General features: G+C 68.1%; 16 protein-coding genes and 1 pseudogene. 13 read left to right on the top strand and 4 right to left on the bottom strand.

What is annotated here, in order from left to right; genetic code table 11:
* The first annotated feature begins 82 nt into the window (after positions 1–82).
* Positions 83–1,225, top strand: a complete 1,143-nt coding sequence (locus CLV01_RS09015; protein ID WP_034390826.1) for a PepSY-associated TM helix domain-containing protein — start codon at positions 83–85, stop codon at positions 1,223–1,225.
* Positions 1,222–1,419: a hypothetical protein gene (locus CLV01_RS09010; protein WP_034390825.1), complete on the top strand. Its 198-nt coding sequence runs from the start codon at positions 1,222–1,224 to the stop codon at positions 1,417–1,419. Before CLV01_RS09015 ends, CLV01_RS09010 begins: the two co-directional genes overlap by 4 nt.
* 30 nt (positions 1,420–1,449) lie before the next feature.
* Here CLV01_RS09010 and CLV01_RS09005 read toward each other — a convergent pair whose 3' ends face one another.
* Together CLV01_RS09005 and CLV01_RS09000 are read right to left on the bottom strand one after the other, a co-directional pair.
* Positions 1,450–2,265 (bottom strand): response regulator, encoded by an 816-nt coding sequence (locus CLV01_RS09005; RefSeq protein WP_099734503.1) that lies wholly within the window; start codon positions 2,263–2,265, stop codon positions 1,450–1,452.
* A pseudogene (locus tag CLV01_RS09000) lies at positions 2,262–2,899 on the bottom strand (response regulator). Before CLV01_RS09000 ends, CLV01_RS09005 begins: the two are co-directional and overlap by 4 nt.
* 113 nt (positions 2,900–3,012) lie before the next feature.
* On the opposite strand from CLV01_RS09000, the gene CLV01_RS08995 reads away from it, so the two are divergent.
* The 6 genes from CLV01_RS08995 (at position 3,013) to CLV01_RS08970 (ending at position 11,087) form a co-directional block, all read left to right on the top strand.
* Complete coding sequence (locus CLV01_RS08995; protein ID WP_012203798.1) at positions 3,013–3,384, top strand: response regulator transcription factor; 372 nt, start codon at positions 3,013–3,015, stop codon at positions 3,382–3,384.
* Complete coding sequence (locus CLV01_RS08990; RefSeq protein ID WP_099734504.1) at positions 3,384–4,292, top strand: ABC transporter substrate-binding protein; 909 nt, start codon at positions 3,384–3,386, stop codon at positions 4,290–4,292. Before CLV01_RS08995 ends, CLV01_RS08990 begins: the two co-directional genes overlap by 1 nt.
* Positions 4,293–4,316: 24 nt before the next feature.
* Positions 4,317–6,845: a sensor histidine kinase gene (locus CLV01_RS08985; protein WP_099734505.1), complete on the top strand. Its 2,529-nt coding sequence runs from the start codon at positions 4,317–4,319 to the stop codon at positions 6,843–6,845.
* Positions 6,846–6,971: 126 nt separating this feature from the next.
* The gene (locus CLV01_RS08980) at positions 6,972–7,532 is read left to right on the top strand and encodes an RNA polymerase sigma factor (RefSeq protein ID WP_013803880.1); all 561 of its coding nucleotides are present in this window, start codon (positions 6,972–6,974) and stop codon (positions 7,530–7,532) included.
* Positions 7,529–8,617, top strand: a complete 1,089-nt coding sequence (locus tag CLV01_RS08975; RefSeq protein WP_099734506.1) for a FecR family protein — start codon at positions 7,529–7,531, stop codon at positions 8,615–8,617. Before CLV01_RS08980 ends, CLV01_RS08975 begins: the two co-directional genes overlap by 4 nt.
* Positions 8,618–8,705: 88 nt before the next feature.
* A complete protein-coding gene (locus CLV01_RS08970; protein WP_099734507.1) occupies positions 8,706–11,087 on the top strand; it encodes a TonB-dependent siderophore receptor in 2,382 nt (793 codons plus the stop codon).
* A gap of 167 nt (positions 11,088–11,254) precedes the next feature.
* On the opposite strand, the gene CLV01_RS08965 is transcribed toward CLV01_RS08970, so the two are convergent.
* Complete coding sequence (locus CLV01_RS08965) at positions 11,255–12,421, bottom strand: hypothetical protein (RefSeq protein WP_143290086.1); 1,167 nt, start codon at positions 12,419–12,421, stop codon at positions 11,255–11,257.
* Between the two features lie 83 nt (positions 12,422–12,504).
* Positions 12,505–12,765 carry a hypothetical protein gene (locus tag CLV01_RS08960; protein WP_099734508.1) on the bottom strand — a complete coding sequence of 87 codons (261 nt, stop codon included), beginning with the start codon at positions 12,763–12,765 and terminating at the stop codon, positions 12,505–12,507.
* Between the two features lie 282 nt (positions 12,766–13,047).
* Here CLV01_RS08960 and CLV01_RS08955 point away from each other — a divergent pair, with 282 nt between their 5' ends.
* The 5 genes from CLV01_RS08955 to CLV01_RS08935 all read left to right on the top strand — a co-directional run bounded on the left by CLV01_RS08955 (position 13,048) and on the right by CLV01_RS08935 (position 17,656).
* Positions 13,048–14,235: a muconate cycloisomerase family protein gene (locus CLV01_RS08955; RefSeq protein ID WP_099734509.1), complete on the top strand. Its 1,188-nt coding sequence runs from the start codon at positions 13,048–13,050 to the stop codon at positions 14,233–14,235.
* Positions 14,236–14,263: 28 nt separating this feature from the next.
* Complete coding sequence (gene catC / locus CLV01_RS08950) at positions 14,264–14,542, top strand: muconolactone Delta-isomerase (protein ID WP_012203794.1); 279 nt, start codon at positions 14,264–14,266, stop codon at positions 14,540–14,542.
* Between the two features lie 42 nt (positions 14,543–14,584).
* The gene (locus CLV01_RS08945) at positions 14,585–15,577 is read left to right on the top strand and encodes a Bug family tripartite tricarboxylate transporter substrate binding protein (protein ID WP_012203793.1); all 993 of its coding nucleotides are present in this window, start codon (positions 14,585–14,587) and stop codon (positions 15,575–15,577) included.
* A 47-nt stretch (positions 15,578–15,624) separates the two neighbouring features.
* Complete coding sequence (locus CLV01_RS08940; protein ID WP_099734510.1) at positions 15,625–16,539, top strand: dioxygenase family protein; 915 nt, start codon at positions 15,625–15,627, stop codon at positions 16,537–16,539.
* Between the two features lie 121 nt (positions 16,540–16,660).
* Positions 16,661–17,656 (top strand): Bug family tripartite tricarboxylate transporter substrate binding protein, encoded by a 996-nt coding sequence (locus CLV01_RS08935; protein WP_071954525.1) that lies wholly within the window; start codon positions 16,661–16,663, stop codon positions 17,654–17,656.
* The last annotated feature ends 16 nt before the right edge of the window (positions 17,657–17,672 follow it).

Genomic DNA, 17,672 nt, shown 5'->3' with positions numbered 1-17,672 from the left:
CCGCCCCGCCCCCGGCATGGCGCCGGGGGCGCGGTGATGGCGGGGGCCGCAGGCCCCCTTCTGTCAGAGAAAAAAACACCCCATGCAAAGCCACACGATCAAAACCTGGGCCTGGTTGCACAAATGGAGCAGCCTGGTCTGCACCGTCTTCATGCTGCTGCTGTGCCTGACCGGCCTTCCGCTGATCTTCCACCACGAAATCGGCCACCTGCTGGGCACCGAGGTGGAGGCCCCGCCCATGCCCCAGGGCACGCCCCATGCCAGCCTGGACAAGGTGCTGGAGGTGGCCCGCGCCCAGCACCCGGACCGCGTGGTGCAGTTCGTCTCCAAGTCCGACGACACCGACGACCTCTGGTTCGTCACCATGACGCCCACGCCGGCGCCCACGGACGATTTCCGCTCCGTGGTGGTCGATGCGCGCACGGCCGAACTGCTGGCCCAGCCGCGCTTCGACCAGGGCTTCATGTGGGTCATGTTCAAGCTGCACGTGGACCTGTTCGCGGGGCTGCCGGGCAAGCTGTTCCTGGGCTTCATGGGGCTGCTGCTGCTGATCGCCATCGTCAGCGGCGTGGTGCTGTACGCGCCCTTCATGCGCAAGCTCGATTTCGGCACCGTGCGCCGCACGCGCCAGCCGCGCCTGAAGTGGCTGGACCTGCACAACCTGCTGGGCATCGTCACCCTGGTGTGGCTGTTCGTGGTGGGCGCCACCGGCATGATCAATACCTGGGCCGACCTGCTGATCAAGTATTGGCAGCATGACCAGCTCAGCAGCGTGCTGGCGCCCTACCAGGGCCAGGACACGGTCCCGGTGGCGGAGCGCGCCTCGCTGCAGCAATCGCTGCAGGCCGCCCAGCAGCAGGTGCCAGGCACCAAGCTGTACTTCATCGCCTTCCCCGGCACCACGTTCTCCAGCCCGCACCACCACACCTTCTTCCTGCGCGGCAACGAGCCCCTGACCTCGCGCCTGTTCCTGCCCGTGCTGGTGGACGCCAAGACCGCCCAGGTCACGGCCGCGCCCGCCCTGCCCTGGTATCTGACGGCGCTGCTGGTGTCCCAGCCGCTGCACTTCGGCGACTACGGCGGGCGGGCCATGCAGATCCTCTGGGCGCTGCTGGACATCGCCAGCATCATCGTGCTGGGCACGGGCCTGTACCTGTGGGTCAAAAAAGGCAAGAGCGTGCCGGCCCCGCAACCCGCGCCGCGCGGCAAGGAGATCACGGCATGAGCGGCGCGCAACACCGGGGCTTTCTCGCCCTCTGGGGCTGGCCCATCGCACTGGGCGTGCTGACGGCCATCGGCCTGGTCTCGGCCCTGTTCAGCGACGGCGGCTTTGGCGACATGCTGGCCGGCGTCTGCCTGGCCATTCCCACGGCGGCGGGAATCTGGCACGGCTGGGTGCGGCGCAGCCCGCCGCAATGACGGCGGGATGGCGCAATGGCGGGCGCGGTGTCAGCCGCGCCGGGGCCGCTGGCCCGCGCCGTCCAGCATTCCCAGCAGGGCCGCGCCCAGTTGCCGCCAGGCATCGGTGGCGCCCGCCCAGTCGCTGGCCAGGCAGGCCTGCTCCAGCGTCTGCGCCAGGCCGCTGGCCTGCTCGTGCCCCAGCAGGCGCAGCACGCTTTTGAGGTTGTGCGCCAGCCGGCGCAGCGCCGCGGCATCACGCGCGGCAAGCAGGTTTTCGCCCAGCGCCACATCGTCGGGCAACTGCGCAAGACAGCTGGCGCGGTAGCTGTGGAACAGGGCGGCATCGCCGCCGAAGTAGCTGGAGACGGCGGCCGGGCCGCCATCCGCCGGCATATCCGCAGGCACATCCGCCTGCATATCCACCTGCATATCCACCGGCACATCCGCACCGGCAGCCTGCACGCTGGCTGGCGCGGGCGAGCCGGCCGGTTGCGCCGCCAGCACCGATTCCACGCAGTCCACCAGTTGCGCCACCGACACGGGCTTGCGCAGCACGCCCCAGACCTGCAGTTGCTCCAGCCGCAGCGCCACGTCGGCCCGCACGCCGGCGCTGAAGACCACGGCGCTGCAGCCTGCCTGCGGAGAGCTGCGCAGCCATTCGATGAGCTCGACCCCGGAGGCGCCGGGCAGCATCAGGTCGGTGATCAGCAGGGCAAAGGGCTGGCTCTGCAGCAGGCTCTGCGCCTGCTCCGCACTCGCGCAGGACACCAGGTTGAGGGGCATGCCCTCCAGCGCCAGCGTGACGAATCGCGCAATCGAGGCATCGTCCTCCACCAGCAGGACCGCAGGATGGGCCGGATTCACGCTGCCTGCCTGCCCAGCAGTTCGCCCAGCGCCTCGGGCAGCTCCTGCACGAGCTGGGGTTTGTGGATCACGCGCGCGCCGCCCAGCGCAAAGGCGTAGGCCTCGCGCTCTGCCGCATCCAGCGAGGTGACCACCAAAAGCTTGCAGCGCGCGAACTGCTCATGCGTGCGCAAGGTGGTGATGAGGGCGGCGCCGTCGATGTCGGGCAGCAGGATGTCCACCAGCAGCACGTCGGGCTGGATCTGCCCGTACAGCGCCATGCCGGTGATCCCGTCGTGCGCCACGTGCAGCTGCACGTCGGGAAAGTGGCGCTGCACCAGCAGGCGCACCAGGTTCTGGAAGTGCACGGAGTCCTCGATCAGCAGCACGCGCGGGCCCGTGCCGGCCTGCGCGGGAGCGGGCGCCGGGGCCGCCGCTGGCGCCCCGGACGTGGTGGCCGCATCGCCCTGCCTGCCGCGCCAGCGCTCCACGGAGGCGCGCGTGATGCGCCGGTGCCCCCGGGGGTTTTCCAGGCCTCCAGATCGCCGCGATCAACCATGAGCTGAACCGACCGCACCGCCATGCCCAGCAGCTTGGCCACCTCAGCGGTCGTGTAGTGCGGAATTTGGCCTGGTGGGGTGCTGTTCTCGGACATGGCAGCAATTTTGCATCAAATACGATTAAAAAATTCAATACAAATTTGATGAATTTGATATTTATGATTGAATCCAACGCAGAACCCTTCAACTGCGTTGCGAAAGGCCCGCCATGAAGAAGATACTGATCGCCGAAGACCAAGCCGACATCCGCAAGCTGTTGCGCATGACGCTGGAGTCCAGCGCATACGAAGTCATGGAGGCGCCGACCGGTGACGAAGCCTGGGCCCTGGCCCAGCGCAGCCAGCCCGATGTCGTGCTGCTGGACATGATGATGCCGGGGACGCTGGACGGCCTGGAGGTGTGCTGCCGCATCAAGACCTCCTACGACCTGCGGCACACGCGGGTGATCCTGCTGACGGCCCGGGGCAGTGCGCAGGACCGCGAGGCGGGCTTCAATGCCGGTGCCGACGAATACCTGCTCAAGCCCTTCAGCCCGAACCGGCTGCTGGAGACCCTGGCCAGTCTTTACAGGAGCGACTGATGACGATGCACACGCAGGCCGCCGCGGGCCGATGGCAGATACCGTCCGGGAACGCCGCGCGCCTGTCCGCGCTGGTGCGGGCCGTTGTGCTGCCCGCTGTGCTGCCCGTTGTACAGGCGCTGCTGCTGGCACTGGTGCCGGTCTGGGTGGCGGTGCTGGCCATGGGGCCTGGCACAGCACGGGCCGGCGAGGTGCTGGACCGCGTGGCCAGCAGCCACACGCTGAAGGTCTGCATCTGGCCCGACTACTACGGCATCACCTACCGTGACGCACGCACGGGCAGGCTCACGGGCATCGACGCGGAGCTCTCGGCAGAGCTGGCCAAGGACCTTGGCGCGCGGCTGCAGCATGTGGACTCGTCCTTCTCGCGGCTGGTGCCCGACCTGCTGGAGTCGCGCTGCGACGTGGCCATGTTCGCCGTCGGCATCCTGCCGCAGCGCCAGCAGCAGCTGCGCTTCACCCAGCCCTACCTGAGCAGCGATATCTACGGCATCACCACCAAGAGCAACCCCGCCGTGCGCAGCTGGGCCGACATCGACCAGCCCGGCGTGCAGGTGGCCGTGCAGCGCGGCACCTTCATGGAGCCGGTCATGCGCGAGTCGCTCAGGCATGCGCACCTGGTGCTGGTGGAGCCGCCGCAAACCCGCGAAAAGGAACTCATGGCCGGGCGCGTGGACGTGTTCATGACCGACTACCCGTACAGCCGCAAGCTGCTGGACAGCTCGGACTGGGTGCAGCTGATCGCGCCGCCCCAGCCCTTCCATGTGCTGCCCTACGGCTATGCGGCCAGCCCTGCCGACGCCCAGTGGCTGGCGCGCCTGAACCAGTTCGTCTCGGACATCAAGCGCGACGGCCGCCTGGCCAGGGCCGCGCGCCACAACGGCCTGACCGCCATCGTCGCGCCCTGAAACTTCCGATGGAGCACCTTCATCATGTCTGAACGAGCTGCCGCGCATCATTTTCTCGGAGCCCGGCGCAGTGCCCACATCAAGGCGCTGGTGCTGACCTTTGCACTGTGCGTGCTCGCCGGACTGGTGCTCTTCGTCTGGAGCCAGCTGCATGCCGATGCGGACCAGAGCAAGTCCCAGGCCTCGCTGCTGGCCCGCGTGCTGGAGGACCAGACGGCCAAGACCTTCGAGAACACCGAAATGGCCCTGGCCAGCCTGGCGCACAACCCGGCCATCGTGGCCGCAGGCAGTGGGCGCGGCACGCGCGAGGCCGCCATGGCCCTGCTGATCGCCCAGTTGCCCTACCTGCGCAGCATGGCGCTGATCGACGACAAGGGCCTCATCCTGGCCAGCACCCAGGCCGGGGAGGCCGGCCAGCAGATCAACACGCAGGATCTGCTGCACGACAAGGCGGCCGTCCTCGTCCCCGGCAAGCCCCAGCTGGGCCGGCTGGTGCCCGGCCGCAGCCTGTCGTCGCTGGCGCCACGGGCGCATCCGACGCCGCGCGGCGTGTCCTTCCTGCCGCAGTTGCTGGCCTTCCACCAGGACAACGGCATGCCCGCCGTGCTGGTGGCCCTGATCAATCCCGACGCCGTGGCCAACTTCTACCAGTCCACGCTGGAGACCCTCAGCTACGAGGCCGTGCTGCTGACCTATGACGGCCGGCCCCTGGCCAGCACCAATGAGGGCACGGGCGTGCAGGCGGCCGCCGCGCTGCAGACGCCGCTGTTCCAGGAATGGCTGCCGCACAGCGAATTCGGCTCCTACATCGGCGCGGGCATGCTGGGGCGCCACCAGATCGTGTCGTTCCGCACCGTGCGCAACTGGCCGCTACTGCTGGTGGTGGAGGAGCCCTACGCGGCCATGGTGGCGCGCTGGCGGGACAACGCCTTTGCCTTCTTCGTGGCCGGCGTGGCCCTGCTGGCCCTGGTGCTGGGACTGAGCTGGTCGGTGCTCAAGACCCGCAGGGTCCAGAAGTCGGCACTGCAGGCCATGGAGCAGGCACAGGCGCGCCTGGCGCGCAGCGAGCATGAGATGGCCGTGCTCATGCGCAGCGTGCAGGAGCTGATCTTTCGCACCGACAGCCAGGGACTGCTGACCTTCGTGAACGCGCGCTGGGAGCAGCTGACCGGCCAGCCCAGCGCCGAGGCCGTGGGCCAGCCGCTGGAGAACATCGTGGACGGCTCGTACCTGGCGCAGATCCAGGCCCTGCTCGATCCACTGGCCCGGCTGGCACCGCGCAACTGCCAGGCCATGTTCCGCCTGCCGGGCAACCGGGAGATGCTCTGCGACATCGCCGTGGTTCCCCTGCTGCGCGACGGCCGGCTGGTGGGCTTTGCCGGCAGCGCCGTGGACGTGACCGCCCGCTGGAAGGCCCAGCAGGAACTGCAGACCCAGCTGGCCTTCCAGCATCTGCTGTTCGAGACCACGCCCCTGCCCATGCTGGTCACCGACGCGGACCAGCGCGTGGCCCTGGTCAACAAGGCCTGGGAGGACTTCTTCGGCCGGGGCCGCTACGCCGTGCTCGGCCACGAGATCAAGGGCCTGCACGCACGCGACGATGCCCTGCTGCAGATGCGCAGCAACCAGGTCGTGATGCGCTCGGGCCAGCGCATGATGGTGGAGGCTCGGCTGCCCCATGTGGACGGCAGCTACCGCGATGTGCAGATCTCCAAGGCAGCCGTCAAGAATGCCCAGGGCCAGATCACCGGCGTGCTCAGCATTTTTGTGGACGTGAGCGAATTCCGCGCAGCCGAGCATGCCACCCGCGAAGCCCGCGACGCGGCCGAAGAGGCCTTCCGCGTGAAATCGGAATTCGTGGCCAACATGAGCCATGAGCTGCGCACCCCGCTGCAGTCCATCATGGGCTTTGCCGAGCTGGGCGGCCTGCGCTCGCGCGGCAATCCCGCCATGGCCGACATGTTCAACGACATCCACGAGGCGGGCATACGCATGCTGGCCCTGGTCAACGACCTGCTGGACGTGGCCAAGCTGGAAAGCGCCGTGGGAACCATCCACGTGGAGCGCACCGACCTCAGGAGCCTGATCCGGCCCGTGGTGCGCGAGCTGGAGCCGCAGCAGCAGCAAAAGCTGATCGACCTGCGGCTGGAGCTCGACGACACGCCGCTGATCGCCAAGGCCGACCCCGTGCGCTTCCAGCAGGTGGTGCGCAATGTGCTGGCCAATGCCATCAAGTTCTCACCCATCGGCGGGCGCATCGATGTGCAGGGCCGCATCGATGAGCAGGGCGATATCTGCATCGCCGTCTCCGACCAGGGGCCGGGCATTCCGCCGCAGGAACTGGACAAGATCTTCCAGCCCTTCGTGCAGTCCAGCAAAACCCGCAACGGCTCGGGCGGCACCGGCCTGGGCCTGGCCATCTGCCGCAAGATCATCGACGCCATGGACGGCACCATCGCCGCCAGCAACCGCTCCGAAGGCGGGTCGCTGTTTCGCATCACCCTGCCCTGCCGCACCGGCGCATCGGAGACGCGGCCGGCGGAATTGCTGTAGCGGAGCCAGACAGGGCAGAGCGCGCGTGGGCACTCGGCAACAAATGAGAAAAAGTCTCATTTAGAATGCCGCAACCCTGCTCCCTGAACCTGCCGGTCGGCACGCCCGGCCTCCATTCCCGTTCGTATGACACGCCATCCGACTCCCGCAGCCTGGCTGGGCCTGGACCTGCGCTGGGCCTACGGCAGCCTGCTGCCCGCCATCTGGCGCAGCACGCGCTGCATCCACCGTGCGCAGGATGTGCTGCATGACGCCTTCGTGCGCTACGCCCTCAGCGGCAGGCATGAAGGCATCGCCCAGCCGCACGCCTATCTGCGCGTGGTGGCGCGTACCGTGCTCGCGGACCAGATGGCGCATGAACGCCGCTTCGTGCCCCTGCCCGACCTGGCAGGCGAGCCGGACTCCACGGCCCCCGGCAGGCGCGCGGACGCCATCGCCGTGCAGGAAGCATTCACCGCGCCTTCCGCCGAGGTGCTGGCCGATCTGCAGCAGCGCCTGGCCGCTGCGCAGCGGGTCATCGAAGGGCTTCCCCCGCGCTGCCGCGAGGTGTTCTGGCTGTGCAAGGTGGAAGGCCATTCCCAGCCCAGGATTGCTGCCACGCTGGGCATCAGCCTGAACATGGTGGAGCGCCACCTGATGCGCGCCCTGCTGGACCTGCGCGCCGCGCGCGAGCTGCTCGCGCCATGACCACGCCGCGCGAAGAGGCCGCGCGCTGGTTCATACGCATGCACCGGGATGCGGGAGCGCAGCCCGGCGCCGCCGACGCCGCCGCCTGGCGCACCTGGATGGACGCCGACCCGCGCCACGCCGCCGAATACGCCGCCTTCGAGGCGCTGTGGCAGGACTTCGACTCCACGCCCCGCACCGAGGCCCTGGCCACGGCCGTGAACACCGCCGCACGCCAGCGCCGCAACACACGCAGCAACACGCGCCGCGCAGCCATCACCCGCGGCGTGCTGGGCGTTGCCGGCCTGGGCACGGCGGGCCTGCTGGCATGGCGCGGCTGGCTTGAATGGCAGGACGCCACCGTGTTCGCCCTGGCCCGCGACAGTGCGATTGGCGAACGCATCGTGCTGAACCTGCCCGACGCCAGCGTGCTGACCCTGGGACCGGCCAGCCGCATCGCCACGCGCTACACGCGCCGCCAGCGCGCCGTGGTGCTGGAGCAGGGCGAGGCCCTGTTCGACGTGGCCAGGGATGCAGACCGCCACTTCACCATCGACGCAGGCCAGGCGCGCATCACCGTGCTGGGCACGCGCTTCACCGTCAACCGGCTGCTGGGCCTGGTGCGGGTGAGCGTGGAGCATGGCACGGTGCGTTTGGCGGTGAAAGGTGCTGACGGAGCACCGTCCTTGCTGCTGCAGGCTGGCGAAGTAGGGGAACTGCCGGACGAAAGCGCCGGTGCCGCCCCCGGTGCCGCACCCGGTGCCGCCCCCGGTGCCGATGGCGCCCACGCCAGCACCCTCCCCCGCCGCGTGCAGCGTGATGCGCGCGACAGCTTCTCGTCCATCGAACGCGGCCTCATCGTCTTCGACAGCGCCGGGCTGGGCGAGATCGCCGCCACGCTGTCGCGCTGGCGCCGCCAGCCCGTGCGTGCGGCCGTAGCCGACGGCACGGGCGGGCCGCGCATCACGGCCGCCGTGCAGCGCGCCGATGTGGAGAGTTTCCTGGACGCGCTGCCGCGCATCGCCGCCGTGCGCGTGCAGGAGCGCGACGGCGCCACCTGGCTGGCCCCGCGCAGCACGGCGCCGGAAAAAATCCGGAAAAACTGAAAAAAAGCGGCCAACACACATCAGGGATCCGGCGGGCTGCCCCGTCATACAGGCGAGCACAACCGATTTCCAGGAGAACGTTCCCGCCATGCCCGCCCGCCCTCTTTCCTCCCGCCCGGCACGCGCCTGCCTGTCCCTGCTCGCCTGCGCGGCGGCACTGGCCTGCACGCCAGCCCTGGCCGCCCCTGCCGACATCGACCTGCCGGCCCAGCCGCTGTCCGACGCCATCAAGGCCCTGGCGCGCGCCACCGGCACCAGCATCGCGGCCGACAGCGCCCTGCTGGCAGGCAAGACCGCGCCCGCCGTCCAGGGCCGCCTGGAGCCGGCCGAGGCACTGCAGCGCCTGCTGGCCGGCAGCGGCCTGCAAGCCTCTGCCCAGCCCCAGGGCGGCTGGCTGCTGCGCCCCGCCCCGGCGCGCCCGCAGACCGCGCTGGACGAAGTGCGGGTGACGGCCACGGCCCTGCGCGACGGCCGCACGGAAGGCACGGGCAGCTACCGGGCGCCCTATGCCAGCGCGGCCACCAAGATCGAGCTGACGGCGCGGGAGACGCCGCAGTCCGTGTCCGTGATCTCGCGCGCGCAGCTCGATGACCAGAACTTCGTGGAGCTCACCGAAGCCGCCAAGGTGGTGCCCGGCATCGTCGTGCGCCGGCAAAGCAGCACGGGCGGGCGCAGCGACATCCTCTCGCGCGGCTACCAGTCCTCCACCTACCAGTTGGACGGTCTCACCGTCAGCGGCAACCCGGCCACCCAGGAAACGCTGGACCTGGCCCTGTTCGACCGGGTCGAGGCCCTGCGCGGGCCGGCCGGGCTGTTCTCGGGCGCGGGCGAGCCCAGCGTCATGCTCAACCTGGTGCGCAAGCGCGCCCTGCCGGACTACCAGGGCCAGGGCGCCATCGGCCTGGGCTCGCGGGGCCGCAAGCGGGCCGAGGTGGATGTCACCGGCCCGCTGTCCGAAGATGGCCGCCTGCGTGGCCGGGTGGTGGCGCTGCACGAGAACTTCGGCAGCCCCGTGATGGCCATGGACGGCCACAAGCAGGCCCTGTACGGCACGGTGGAGCTGGACATCACTTCCCAGAGCACGGTCTCGGTGGGCGCCACCTGGCAGCGCGGCCGGGGCAACTACGACACCGGCCTGCCCGCCCACGCCGACGGCAGGCTGGCCCCCATTCCGCGCGACGTGGCCATTGCCGCCGACTGGGGCCGCGCCGCGCCCGAATCGCTGGCCGGCTTCATCGAGTCGGAGACGCGGCTCGACGGCGGCGGCCTGTTCAAGGTGGCCGCCCGCCGCGTGCTGCGCCAGCAGCGCGACAAGTACATCAACGGCTACTCGGCCGTCTCGGACACCGGCATCAGCCGGTTCACCCAGGCCCAGACCGTGGACCGCGACTACGCCGACACCACGGCCGACATCTACTACAGCACGCCCTGGCAATGGGCCGGGCAGACGCACCATTTCATCGCGGGCGCGGACTACCGCAGCTCCAACATGCACCTGCGCATGCTGCGCGGCGCCATGAACACGCCGGCCGACCTGTTCCACTACGACCCCTCCTCCATCCCCGAGCCCAGCTTCAAGCCCTTCGCCGACGACATCACGCGCACCAGCCTGCGCGGCGTCTACGGCCAGTTGCGCATCAAGCCCACGCAGGCCCTCACCCTGGTGGCGGGCGCGCGCAAGAGCTGGTGGAAGACAGAAACCTCGGATCGGCTGCAGAACACGCGCTCGGGCTACGAGGTCGATGGCCAGTTCACGCCCTTCGGCGCCGTGCTCCTCGATCTGAACGACAGCTGGACGCTCTACGCCAGCCAGTCGCGCATCTTCCAGCCGCAAAGCGGGCGCCTGGCCGGCGGCGGCCAGATCGCCCCGCGCGAGGGCCGGCAGGTGGAGGCCGGCATCAAGGGCAGCCTGCTGGACGGACGCCTGAACGCCACCGCCGCCGTCTACCGCATGCGGGACACCAACCGCGCGCTGGCCGACCCTGGCGATGCCGCCTTCGTCATCCCCGCAGGCAAGGTGCGCTCCGAAGGCTTCGAGGCCGAAGTGGTCGGCTCGCTGTCGCCGCGCTGGGACGTGGCGGCCAGCTACGCCTACATGCGCTCCAAATACCTGCAGGGCACCGTCACGCAGACGGGCACCGACTTCAGCACCATGTCGCCGCGCCACAGCGTGAACCTGTGGGCGCGCTACCGCGTGGCCGGCCCCGTGGCCCAGGGGCTGGAGCTGGGCGCGGGCGTGCGCGCCGTCAGCGAGTTCTACGACACCCTGGGCACCGTGCGCTGGCGCGCGGGCGGCTACGGCGTCTGGTCCGTCTATGCCGCCTACCCGCTCACGCCCAAGGTCAAGCTGGCCGTGAACATCGACAACCTCTTCGACCGCGTCTACTGGGAGCGCGTGGGCACGGCCACGCGCAGCAACTACTACGGCCTGCCGCGCAGCATCATGGTCACGCTGCGCAGCAGTTTCTGAAGGTTCCCAGCCGCGCGCCGAGCCACCCTGTCAGCCCGCCATGCAGCCCAAGCCTCGCGGCAAGGAGGTGGCAACATGGGCGTCACGCGGCACCAGAGCCTCCTGCCCACCTGGGGCTGGCCATCGCCCGGGGCATTTCCATGGTGGCAGACATCTGGTACAGAAGGCTAGGGCGCGGACACCGAGCTCGCCGAGTGCCTGCCTCTGGCACCATAGGCTGGTCCGGACATCGGGCCGCAACCTGAGGCAGGCAGGCCATGCACGATGCGACGGGTGGTATTCATCGGCACATCGCTGCGTGCGGCATTGCCGGTAGCCACCTGGTATCCGGTGATGGCCGTGTGCAGTTCACCGCCGGGCTGGCACGATGGCAAGCCCACGCTGTCACAAAAGCCGGCCACGGTTTCGGGAATAGGCTCTCCGCGCAAGAAGGGCAGATTGGGCCTGGCGGCGAAACGATTGAGCGCCTGCGTGATATCTATCCAGCGATACAGCAACTTGACTTGCTCGATGCGCTCATACGCCTCCTTGTCCAAGGGTGCCAGGCCATCGATGAAATGCTGGGCCAACAGCGTGCCGGAAGCAGCGATGCGGCCCGTGAACTTTTCATCTGCCGGCGTTTCCCCGGGAACGACACTGACACCGCGCAGCCATGCGGCGGCTCCGGGCTCAAGCGCCTCGAATGCTGCATCGACCTGCTCTCTCAGGCCATGGGCATCGGCAAGCCGCGCTGCTCGCGCCAACGGCCAGTTCCAATAGCGCCCTGAACTCACGTCGACCAGGCTGCCGGCCGCCTTTGTCAGCGCCAACTGGACCTCTCGTATGGCCCGCCCTCTACGGCCCTGCGGTGAATTGCGCAAGGTATCCCACGATGCAAGCTCCTTTTCGCTGAACGCGTGCTTTGCCAGAACCGGGAGCATTTCGCGCACGGCTACCGAATAGGGCTCCGGCGGCAGATCGGAATATGCTTCGCCTGTCATCCAGCGCAGGACTTCCGTGCTTGCCGCAACCATTGCTGGCGCAGCTTGCTGGGGAAACTTCCGATCCAGTGCAGTGCAGCGATCCAGCAGCAGTACACGGCGCGCATTGTCGTGGGCCATCAACCAGAGATCTACACCGTACGCCATGTTTTCCCGCATGGCAGCCGAGCCATCCAGGCCATGGGGAACCTGAACGGACAGTGCCTGGGCCTGCGCTGGACTCGCTGCCACCAGGCAAGAAAGCAGCGGCACAATGGCCGCTGCATACAGGGATGCACACGCGGTGTGCAAGCTGCGCATGCCGAATGTGGAGCGCTTTGTATTTTGCATTCCTGCATTCTCGGCCAATTGCACGTGCCCTCCGTCCACATCATCGCTTGGCTTCCTGCGTTGCGGCCTCTTCTTCACGATCCGGTGCGTGGCATACCGATGCCGCTTCACTTGATCATCTGGCAAGCCACTGCCGAATTGAAGCGGATGCTCTTTCCTGAATTGCTGATGTGCAATTCATCGGCCGAGCCCACCATCAAGGTGGTCTTCTTGCTGGTCTCCTTGAAATAGGAAGCCTCTTCCGTGCTCGCGAATTCATTGATCTTGCTCACGCCCAGTTTTTTGGCCATCTGCTTGCCGGATTGCCTTTTCAGATAGACCGAGATCTTTTTCTCGCCATCGGAATCCGTCACATCGGCCGCCAGCACTTCATCGCCGAATCATCGCGCCAGACTGCACACTGCATCACCGCAATTCATCCGCTCCTGCATTGGCTGCAGGGTCAGGCGGGTTTGCCGCTGTCTGCTGCCTCCCCTGGCGCAAGCGCTCCAGTGCAGCCTGCCACATCCCACCGGCCCGGCAGCATCTAGAGTGACGGCACACCGTCGGCACGACGGATTGCCGCACGCACTCAATTCATCGATTTCATCGAACAATTCCTGGAAAATAATTCACTGGAACAGTGCAATACATGCCACTACGCTTGTGGCATGCAAGACCGTTTCCTGATCGAGCGCATCGAGGCGCGGATCCTCGACATTCCCACCATCCGTCCGCACAAGCTGTCGTTCGGCTCCATCAGCCGGCAAAGCCCGGTGATCGTGCAGCTGTGGCTGCGCAATGGCGCCACGGGCTTTGGCGAGGCCGCCACCATCGGCGGCCCGTCGTGGAACGAGGAATCGCCCGAGAGCATCCACCACGCCATCACCAACCACCTGGCGCCCAGCCTGATCGGCCAGGACGGCGCGCGCTTCGAGGCCTGCCTCTCGCGCATGGACCTGGCCTGCAAGGGCAATGCCTTTGCCAAGAGCGCCGTCGAGATCGCGCTGCTGGACGCCGTGGCCCGCAGCCTGCAGTTGCCCGTGTGGCAGTTGCTGGGCGGCAAGCAGCGCGACAGCCTGCCCCTGGCCTGGACGCTGGCCAGCGGCGACATCGAGCGCGACCTGGCCGAGGCCCATCTGCGCCTGGAACAAAAACGCCACCGCATCTTCAAGATGAAGATCGGCGCGCGCACGCCCGAGGCCGACGTGGCCCATGTGAGCGAGATCGCGCGCGGCCTGCAGGGCCGCGCCACGCTGACCGTGGACGTCAACCAGGCCTGGGACGGCGCCACGGCGCGGCGCTTTCTGCCGCAATTGATCGATGCCGGCGTGACCCTGATCGAGCAGCCCGTGGCCGGCTGGAACGTGCCCGCGCTGCGCGAGCTGACGGCCACGCTGCAGGGCGCCCTGGTCATGGCCGACGAGAGCGTGTGCACTCCCTACGACGCCATGCGCCTGGCGCGCGAGCAGGCCAGCCATGTGTTTTCGCTCAAGGTGGCCAAGCACGGCGGCCTGCTGCGCACGCGCAAGGTGGCGGCCATTGCCCAGGCGGCCGACATCGGCTGGTACGGCGGCACCATGCTGGAGACCTCGATCGGCTCGGCCGCCTCGGCCCATGTCTTTGCCACGCTGGGCGGGCAGCACTACAACTGCGAGCTGTTCGGCCCCCAGCTGCTGGTGGACGACATCGTCACCGAGCGCATGGCCATCCGCGACTTCGAGCTGCAACTGCCCGACGGGCCCGGCCTGGGCTTGGAGATCGACCTGCAGCAGCTGGACCGCTTCGACCGCGCGCTGGCCGGCAGCCAGCCGCAGCACTTCGACATGGGGCAGGCCCGGACTGGGGCTGCGACCTGAATTCCTTTCATTCCTCCTGGAGACAAACATGCTTTATCTGGTCCGCATGGACGTGAAGATTCCCCACGACCTGCCCGCCGACGTGGCAGCCGAGATCAAGGCCCGCGAGAAGGCCTATTCCCAGCAGCTGCAGCACGACGGCCGCTGGCCCCACATCTGGCGCGTGGTCGGCGAGTACGCCAACTACAGCGTGTTCGACGTGGCTTCCAACGACGAGCTGCACGAGCTGCTGCAGGGCCTGCCGCTGTTCCCCTACATGGACATCCAGGTCACGCCGCTGGCAAGGCATCCCTCGGCCATCGCCTGAGCACAGCCCAAACCAAGACCAAATTTTTCGGAGACAACTGAAGTGAATGTGAAACGCCGTTTTCTGACCGCCGCAGCCGCAGGCCTGTGCCTGTCCGCCGTGATGCCCGCCGCCCATGCGCAGGCACCCGAGGCCAACTGGCCCAGCAAGCCCATCCGCTGGATCGTGCCCTTCCCGCCGGGCGGCGCCATGGACGCCATTGCGCGCACCCTGGGCGAGAAGGCCGGCCGCACGCTGGGCCAGCCCTTCGTGATCGAGAACCGTCCCGGCGCCGGCGGCAACATCGGCGCCGACTTCGTGGCCAAGCAGCCCGGCGACGGCTACACGCTGATGATCACCTCCATCGGCATGGCCACCAACAAGCCGCTGTACCGCAAGCTCAGCTACGACCCGATCAAGGACTTCGCCCCCGTGGGCGTGCTGGCCGTGGTGCCCAACATCCTGGTCACCAACTCCACCCAGCCCAACGTCAAGAGCGTGGCCGACGTGGTGGCCGCCGCCAAGGCCTCGCCCGGCAAGCTGACCTATGCCTCGGCCGGCAACGGCACCTCCATCCACCTGGCGGGCGAAGTGTTCAACTCACTGGCCGGCGTGGACATCCTGCACATCCCCTACAAGGGATCGGGCCCGGCCGTGTCCGACCTGCTGGGCGGACAGGTCAACTACATGTTCGACTCCATCACCTCGGCGCGCCCGCACATCCAGTCGGGCAAGCTGCGCGCCCTGGCCGTGACCACGGCCAAGCGCTCGTCCAGCATGCCCGACGTGCCCACCATGGAAGAGGCCGGCATCAAGGGCTACGAGGTCTCGCCCTGGTTCGCCGTCTTCATGCCCGCCAGCACGCCGCCGGCCATCGTCAAGAAGCTCAACCAGGTCTTCGTGGCCGAGATGAAGCAGCCCGACGTGCTCGAACGCTTCAAGGCCATTGGCGCCGAGGTCGTGGGCTCCACGCCCGAGGAAGCGGCCAAGCACCTGCAGGCCGAGTCCGTGCGCTGGACCAAGGTGATCACGGAGCGCAACATCAGCATGGACTGAGCGCTTCTCTTTTCCAGGACATCCCATAAAACCACGAGGAGACAAACATGTCCGAACTGTCCCAGGACCAGCTGCTGAATCTGGTCAACAGCAAGCAGATCGCCCCTGGCAGCGACCGCGTGCGGGCGCTGACCCAGCGCATCGTCAGCGATCTGTTCCACACCATCGACGAGATGGATGTCACGCCCGACGAGTTCTGGGCCGCCGTGGACTGGCTGGGCCGCCTTGGGAGCAGCGGCCAGCTGGGCCTGATCACGGCAGGTCTGGGCTTCGACCGGCTGCTGGACATCCGCAGCGACGAGGCCGATGCGCGTGCCGGCCGTGCGGGCGGCACGCCGCGCGCCATCGAAGGCCCGCTGTTCGTGGCCGGCGCACCGCTGTCGCAAGCGGAGGCGCGCCTGGACGAGGGCGAGCCCCAGGGCGAGGTCTTCGTGATGGAAGGACGGGTGCTGGATCTTGACGGCCGGCCTTTGCCGCATGCGCTCATCGATGTCTGGCATGCCAATGTCCAGGGCGGCTACTCGCACTTCTTCCCGGGCATGAAGCCCTACGAGCTGCGCCGCCGCATAGAAACCGACGACCAGGGCCGCTACCGCTTTCGCAGCTATGTGCCGCCCGGCTACTCCATACCGCCGAACAGCCCCACCTCGGAACTGTTCGACGCGCTGGGACGCCACGGCCATCGTCCCGCCCACATCCACTTTCTCGTGGTTGCACCCGGCATGCGCACGCTGACCACCCAGGTCAACCTGCCCGGCGATACCTACCTGGACGACGACTTCGCCTTCGCCACGCGTGACGGCCTGATCGTCGAGCTGGAGCGCGGCGTGGCGCCGGCCGGCTATGAGTCGCTGGGCGTGAACGCGCCTTTCGTCCGCACGCGCTTCGACTTTGTGCTGCAGCCCGCAGTCAGCGAAGGCGAGTCCTTGCCGCTGACACGCATGGAGCGTGTGCGCGCCTGAGGCTCCGCCACCTTCCGGGGCCTTCCGGGGCCTTCCGGCCTGCCATTTTTTCGATTCTTCCGTTCCACAGCAGGCCGCCCCTTGGAGTGCGGCCTGCTTCACCGTACCCGCTTCCCGCACCATGACCAGCCTGCATCGCATCGCCGCAACCCTGCTGACCGCCACCGTGGCCCTCGTGCCCGCCCTGGGACACGCCCAGGCTCCGGCAGCCTTTCCTTCCAAGCCGGTGAACATCGTCGTGCCCTACGCGGCCGGCGGCCCCGTGGACAACCTGGCACGCGCGCTGGCCACGCGCCTGAACAAGGTCTGGTCCCAACCCGTGGTCATCCTCAACCGCACAGGCGCCAACGAGATCATCGGGGCCGAGTACGTGGCCAAGAGCGCACCCGACGGCTACACGCTGTTCGCCGCGACCGAAGCGTCGCTGACCATGAACCCGCACCTGTACAGGAAGCTGCCCTACAACCCGCAAAAGGACTTCGCCCCCATCTCCCGCCTGATCAGCGTGCCCATGGTCTTCTTCGTGCCCCAGAGCTCCAAGGCCGGCACGCTGCAGGAGTTCATCGCTCAGGCACGCCAGGCAGGCAAGACCAAACCGCTGACCTATGGCTCATCGGGCGCGGGCGGCATCGTGCACCTGCCGCTGGCCATGTTCGCCAAGCAGGAAGGGCTGGAGATGGTGCACGTGCCCTACAAGGGCGCTGCACCGCTGATCCCCGAAGTCATCGCCGGCCAGATCGACGCAGCGGTGCTGGGCGTGTCGGTGATCGAGCAGCACATCAAGTCGGGCAAGCTCAAGGCCCTGGCAGTGTCCTCGGAGACACGCAGCATCGCCCTGCCGGATGTGCCCACCTTCAAGGAAGCCGGCGTGCGCGACATCCAGGCTGTCTTCAACATCGGCCTGCTGGCACCGGCTGGAACGCCGGCGCCCCTGGTGGAGAAGATCGCCGCCGATGTGCGCCGCGTGCTGCTGGAGCCCGAATTCCGCAAGACCCAGGTGGACGCGTTCTCCTACGTGGCCGTGGCCTCCAGCCCCGCCGAATACCGCGACTTCCTGGCGCGCGACTACCAGGTGCAGGGCGAGCGCGTGCGCACCTCGGGCGCCTCGCTGGATTGAACCGGACGGAGTCCGT

The organism is Delftia sp. 60, assembly GCF_002754395.1.
In the GTDB taxonomy this organism is placed as follows: Bacteria; Pseudomonadota; Gammaproteobacteria; order Burkholderiales; family Burkholderiaceae_C; genus Comamonas; species Comamonas acidovorans.
Note: the sequence above shows the minus strand (reverse complement) of the source record. Positions and strands in the feature narration are given on the sequence as shown.

What these genes read in the sequence shown, in the direction of transcription:
- CLV01_RS09015 (WP_034390826.1), top strand. Translation starts at nt 83, where the DNA reads ATGCAAAGCCACACGATCAAAACCTGGGCCTGGTTGCACAAATGGAGC.
- CLV01_RS09010 (WP_034390825.1), top strand. Translation starts at nt 1,222, where the DNA reads ATGAGCGGCGCGCAACACCGGGGCTTTCTCGCCCTCTGGGGCTGGCCC.
- CLV01_RS08995 (WP_012203798.1), top strand. Translation starts at nt 3,013, where the DNA reads ATGAAGAAGATACTGATCGCCGAAGACCAAGCCGACATCCGCAAGCTG.
- CLV01_RS08990 (WP_099734504.1), top strand. Translation starts at nt 3,384, where the DNA reads ATGACGATGCACACGCAGGCCGCCGCGGGCCGATGGCAGATACCGTCC.
- CLV01_RS08985 (WP_099734505.1), top strand. Translation starts at nt 4,317, where the DNA reads ATGTCTGAACGAGCTGCCGCGCATCATTTTCTCGGAGCCCGGCGCAGT.
- CLV01_RS08980 (WP_013803880.1), top strand. Translation starts at nt 6,972, where the DNA reads ATGACACGCCATCCGACTCCCGCAGCCTGGCTGGGCCTGGACCTGCGC.
- CLV01_RS08975 (WP_099734506.1), top strand. Translation starts at nt 7,529, where the DNA reads ATGACCACGCCGCGCGAAGAGGCCGCGCGCTGGTTCATACGCATGCAC.
- CLV01_RS08970 (WP_099734507.1), top strand. Translation starts at nt 8,706, where the DNA reads ATGCCCGCCCGCCCTCTTTCCTCCCGCCCGGCACGCGCCTGCCTGTCC.
- CLV01_RS08955 (WP_099734509.1), top strand. Translation starts at nt 13,048, where the DNA reads ATGCAAGACCGTTTCCTGATCGAGCGCATCGAGGCGCGGATCCTCGAC.
- catC (WP_012203794.1), top strand. Translation starts at nt 14,264, where the DNA reads ATGCTTTATCTGGTCCGCATGGACGTGAAGATTCCCCACGACCTGCCC.
- CLV01_RS08940 (WP_099734510.1), top strand. Translation starts at nt 15,625, where the DNA reads ATGTCCGAACTGTCCCAGGACCAGCTGCTGAATCTGGTCAACAGCAAG.
- CLV01_RS08935 (WP_071954525.1), top strand. Translation starts at nt 16,661, where the DNA reads ATGACCAGCCTGCATCGCATCGCCGCAACCCTGCTGACCGCCACCGTG.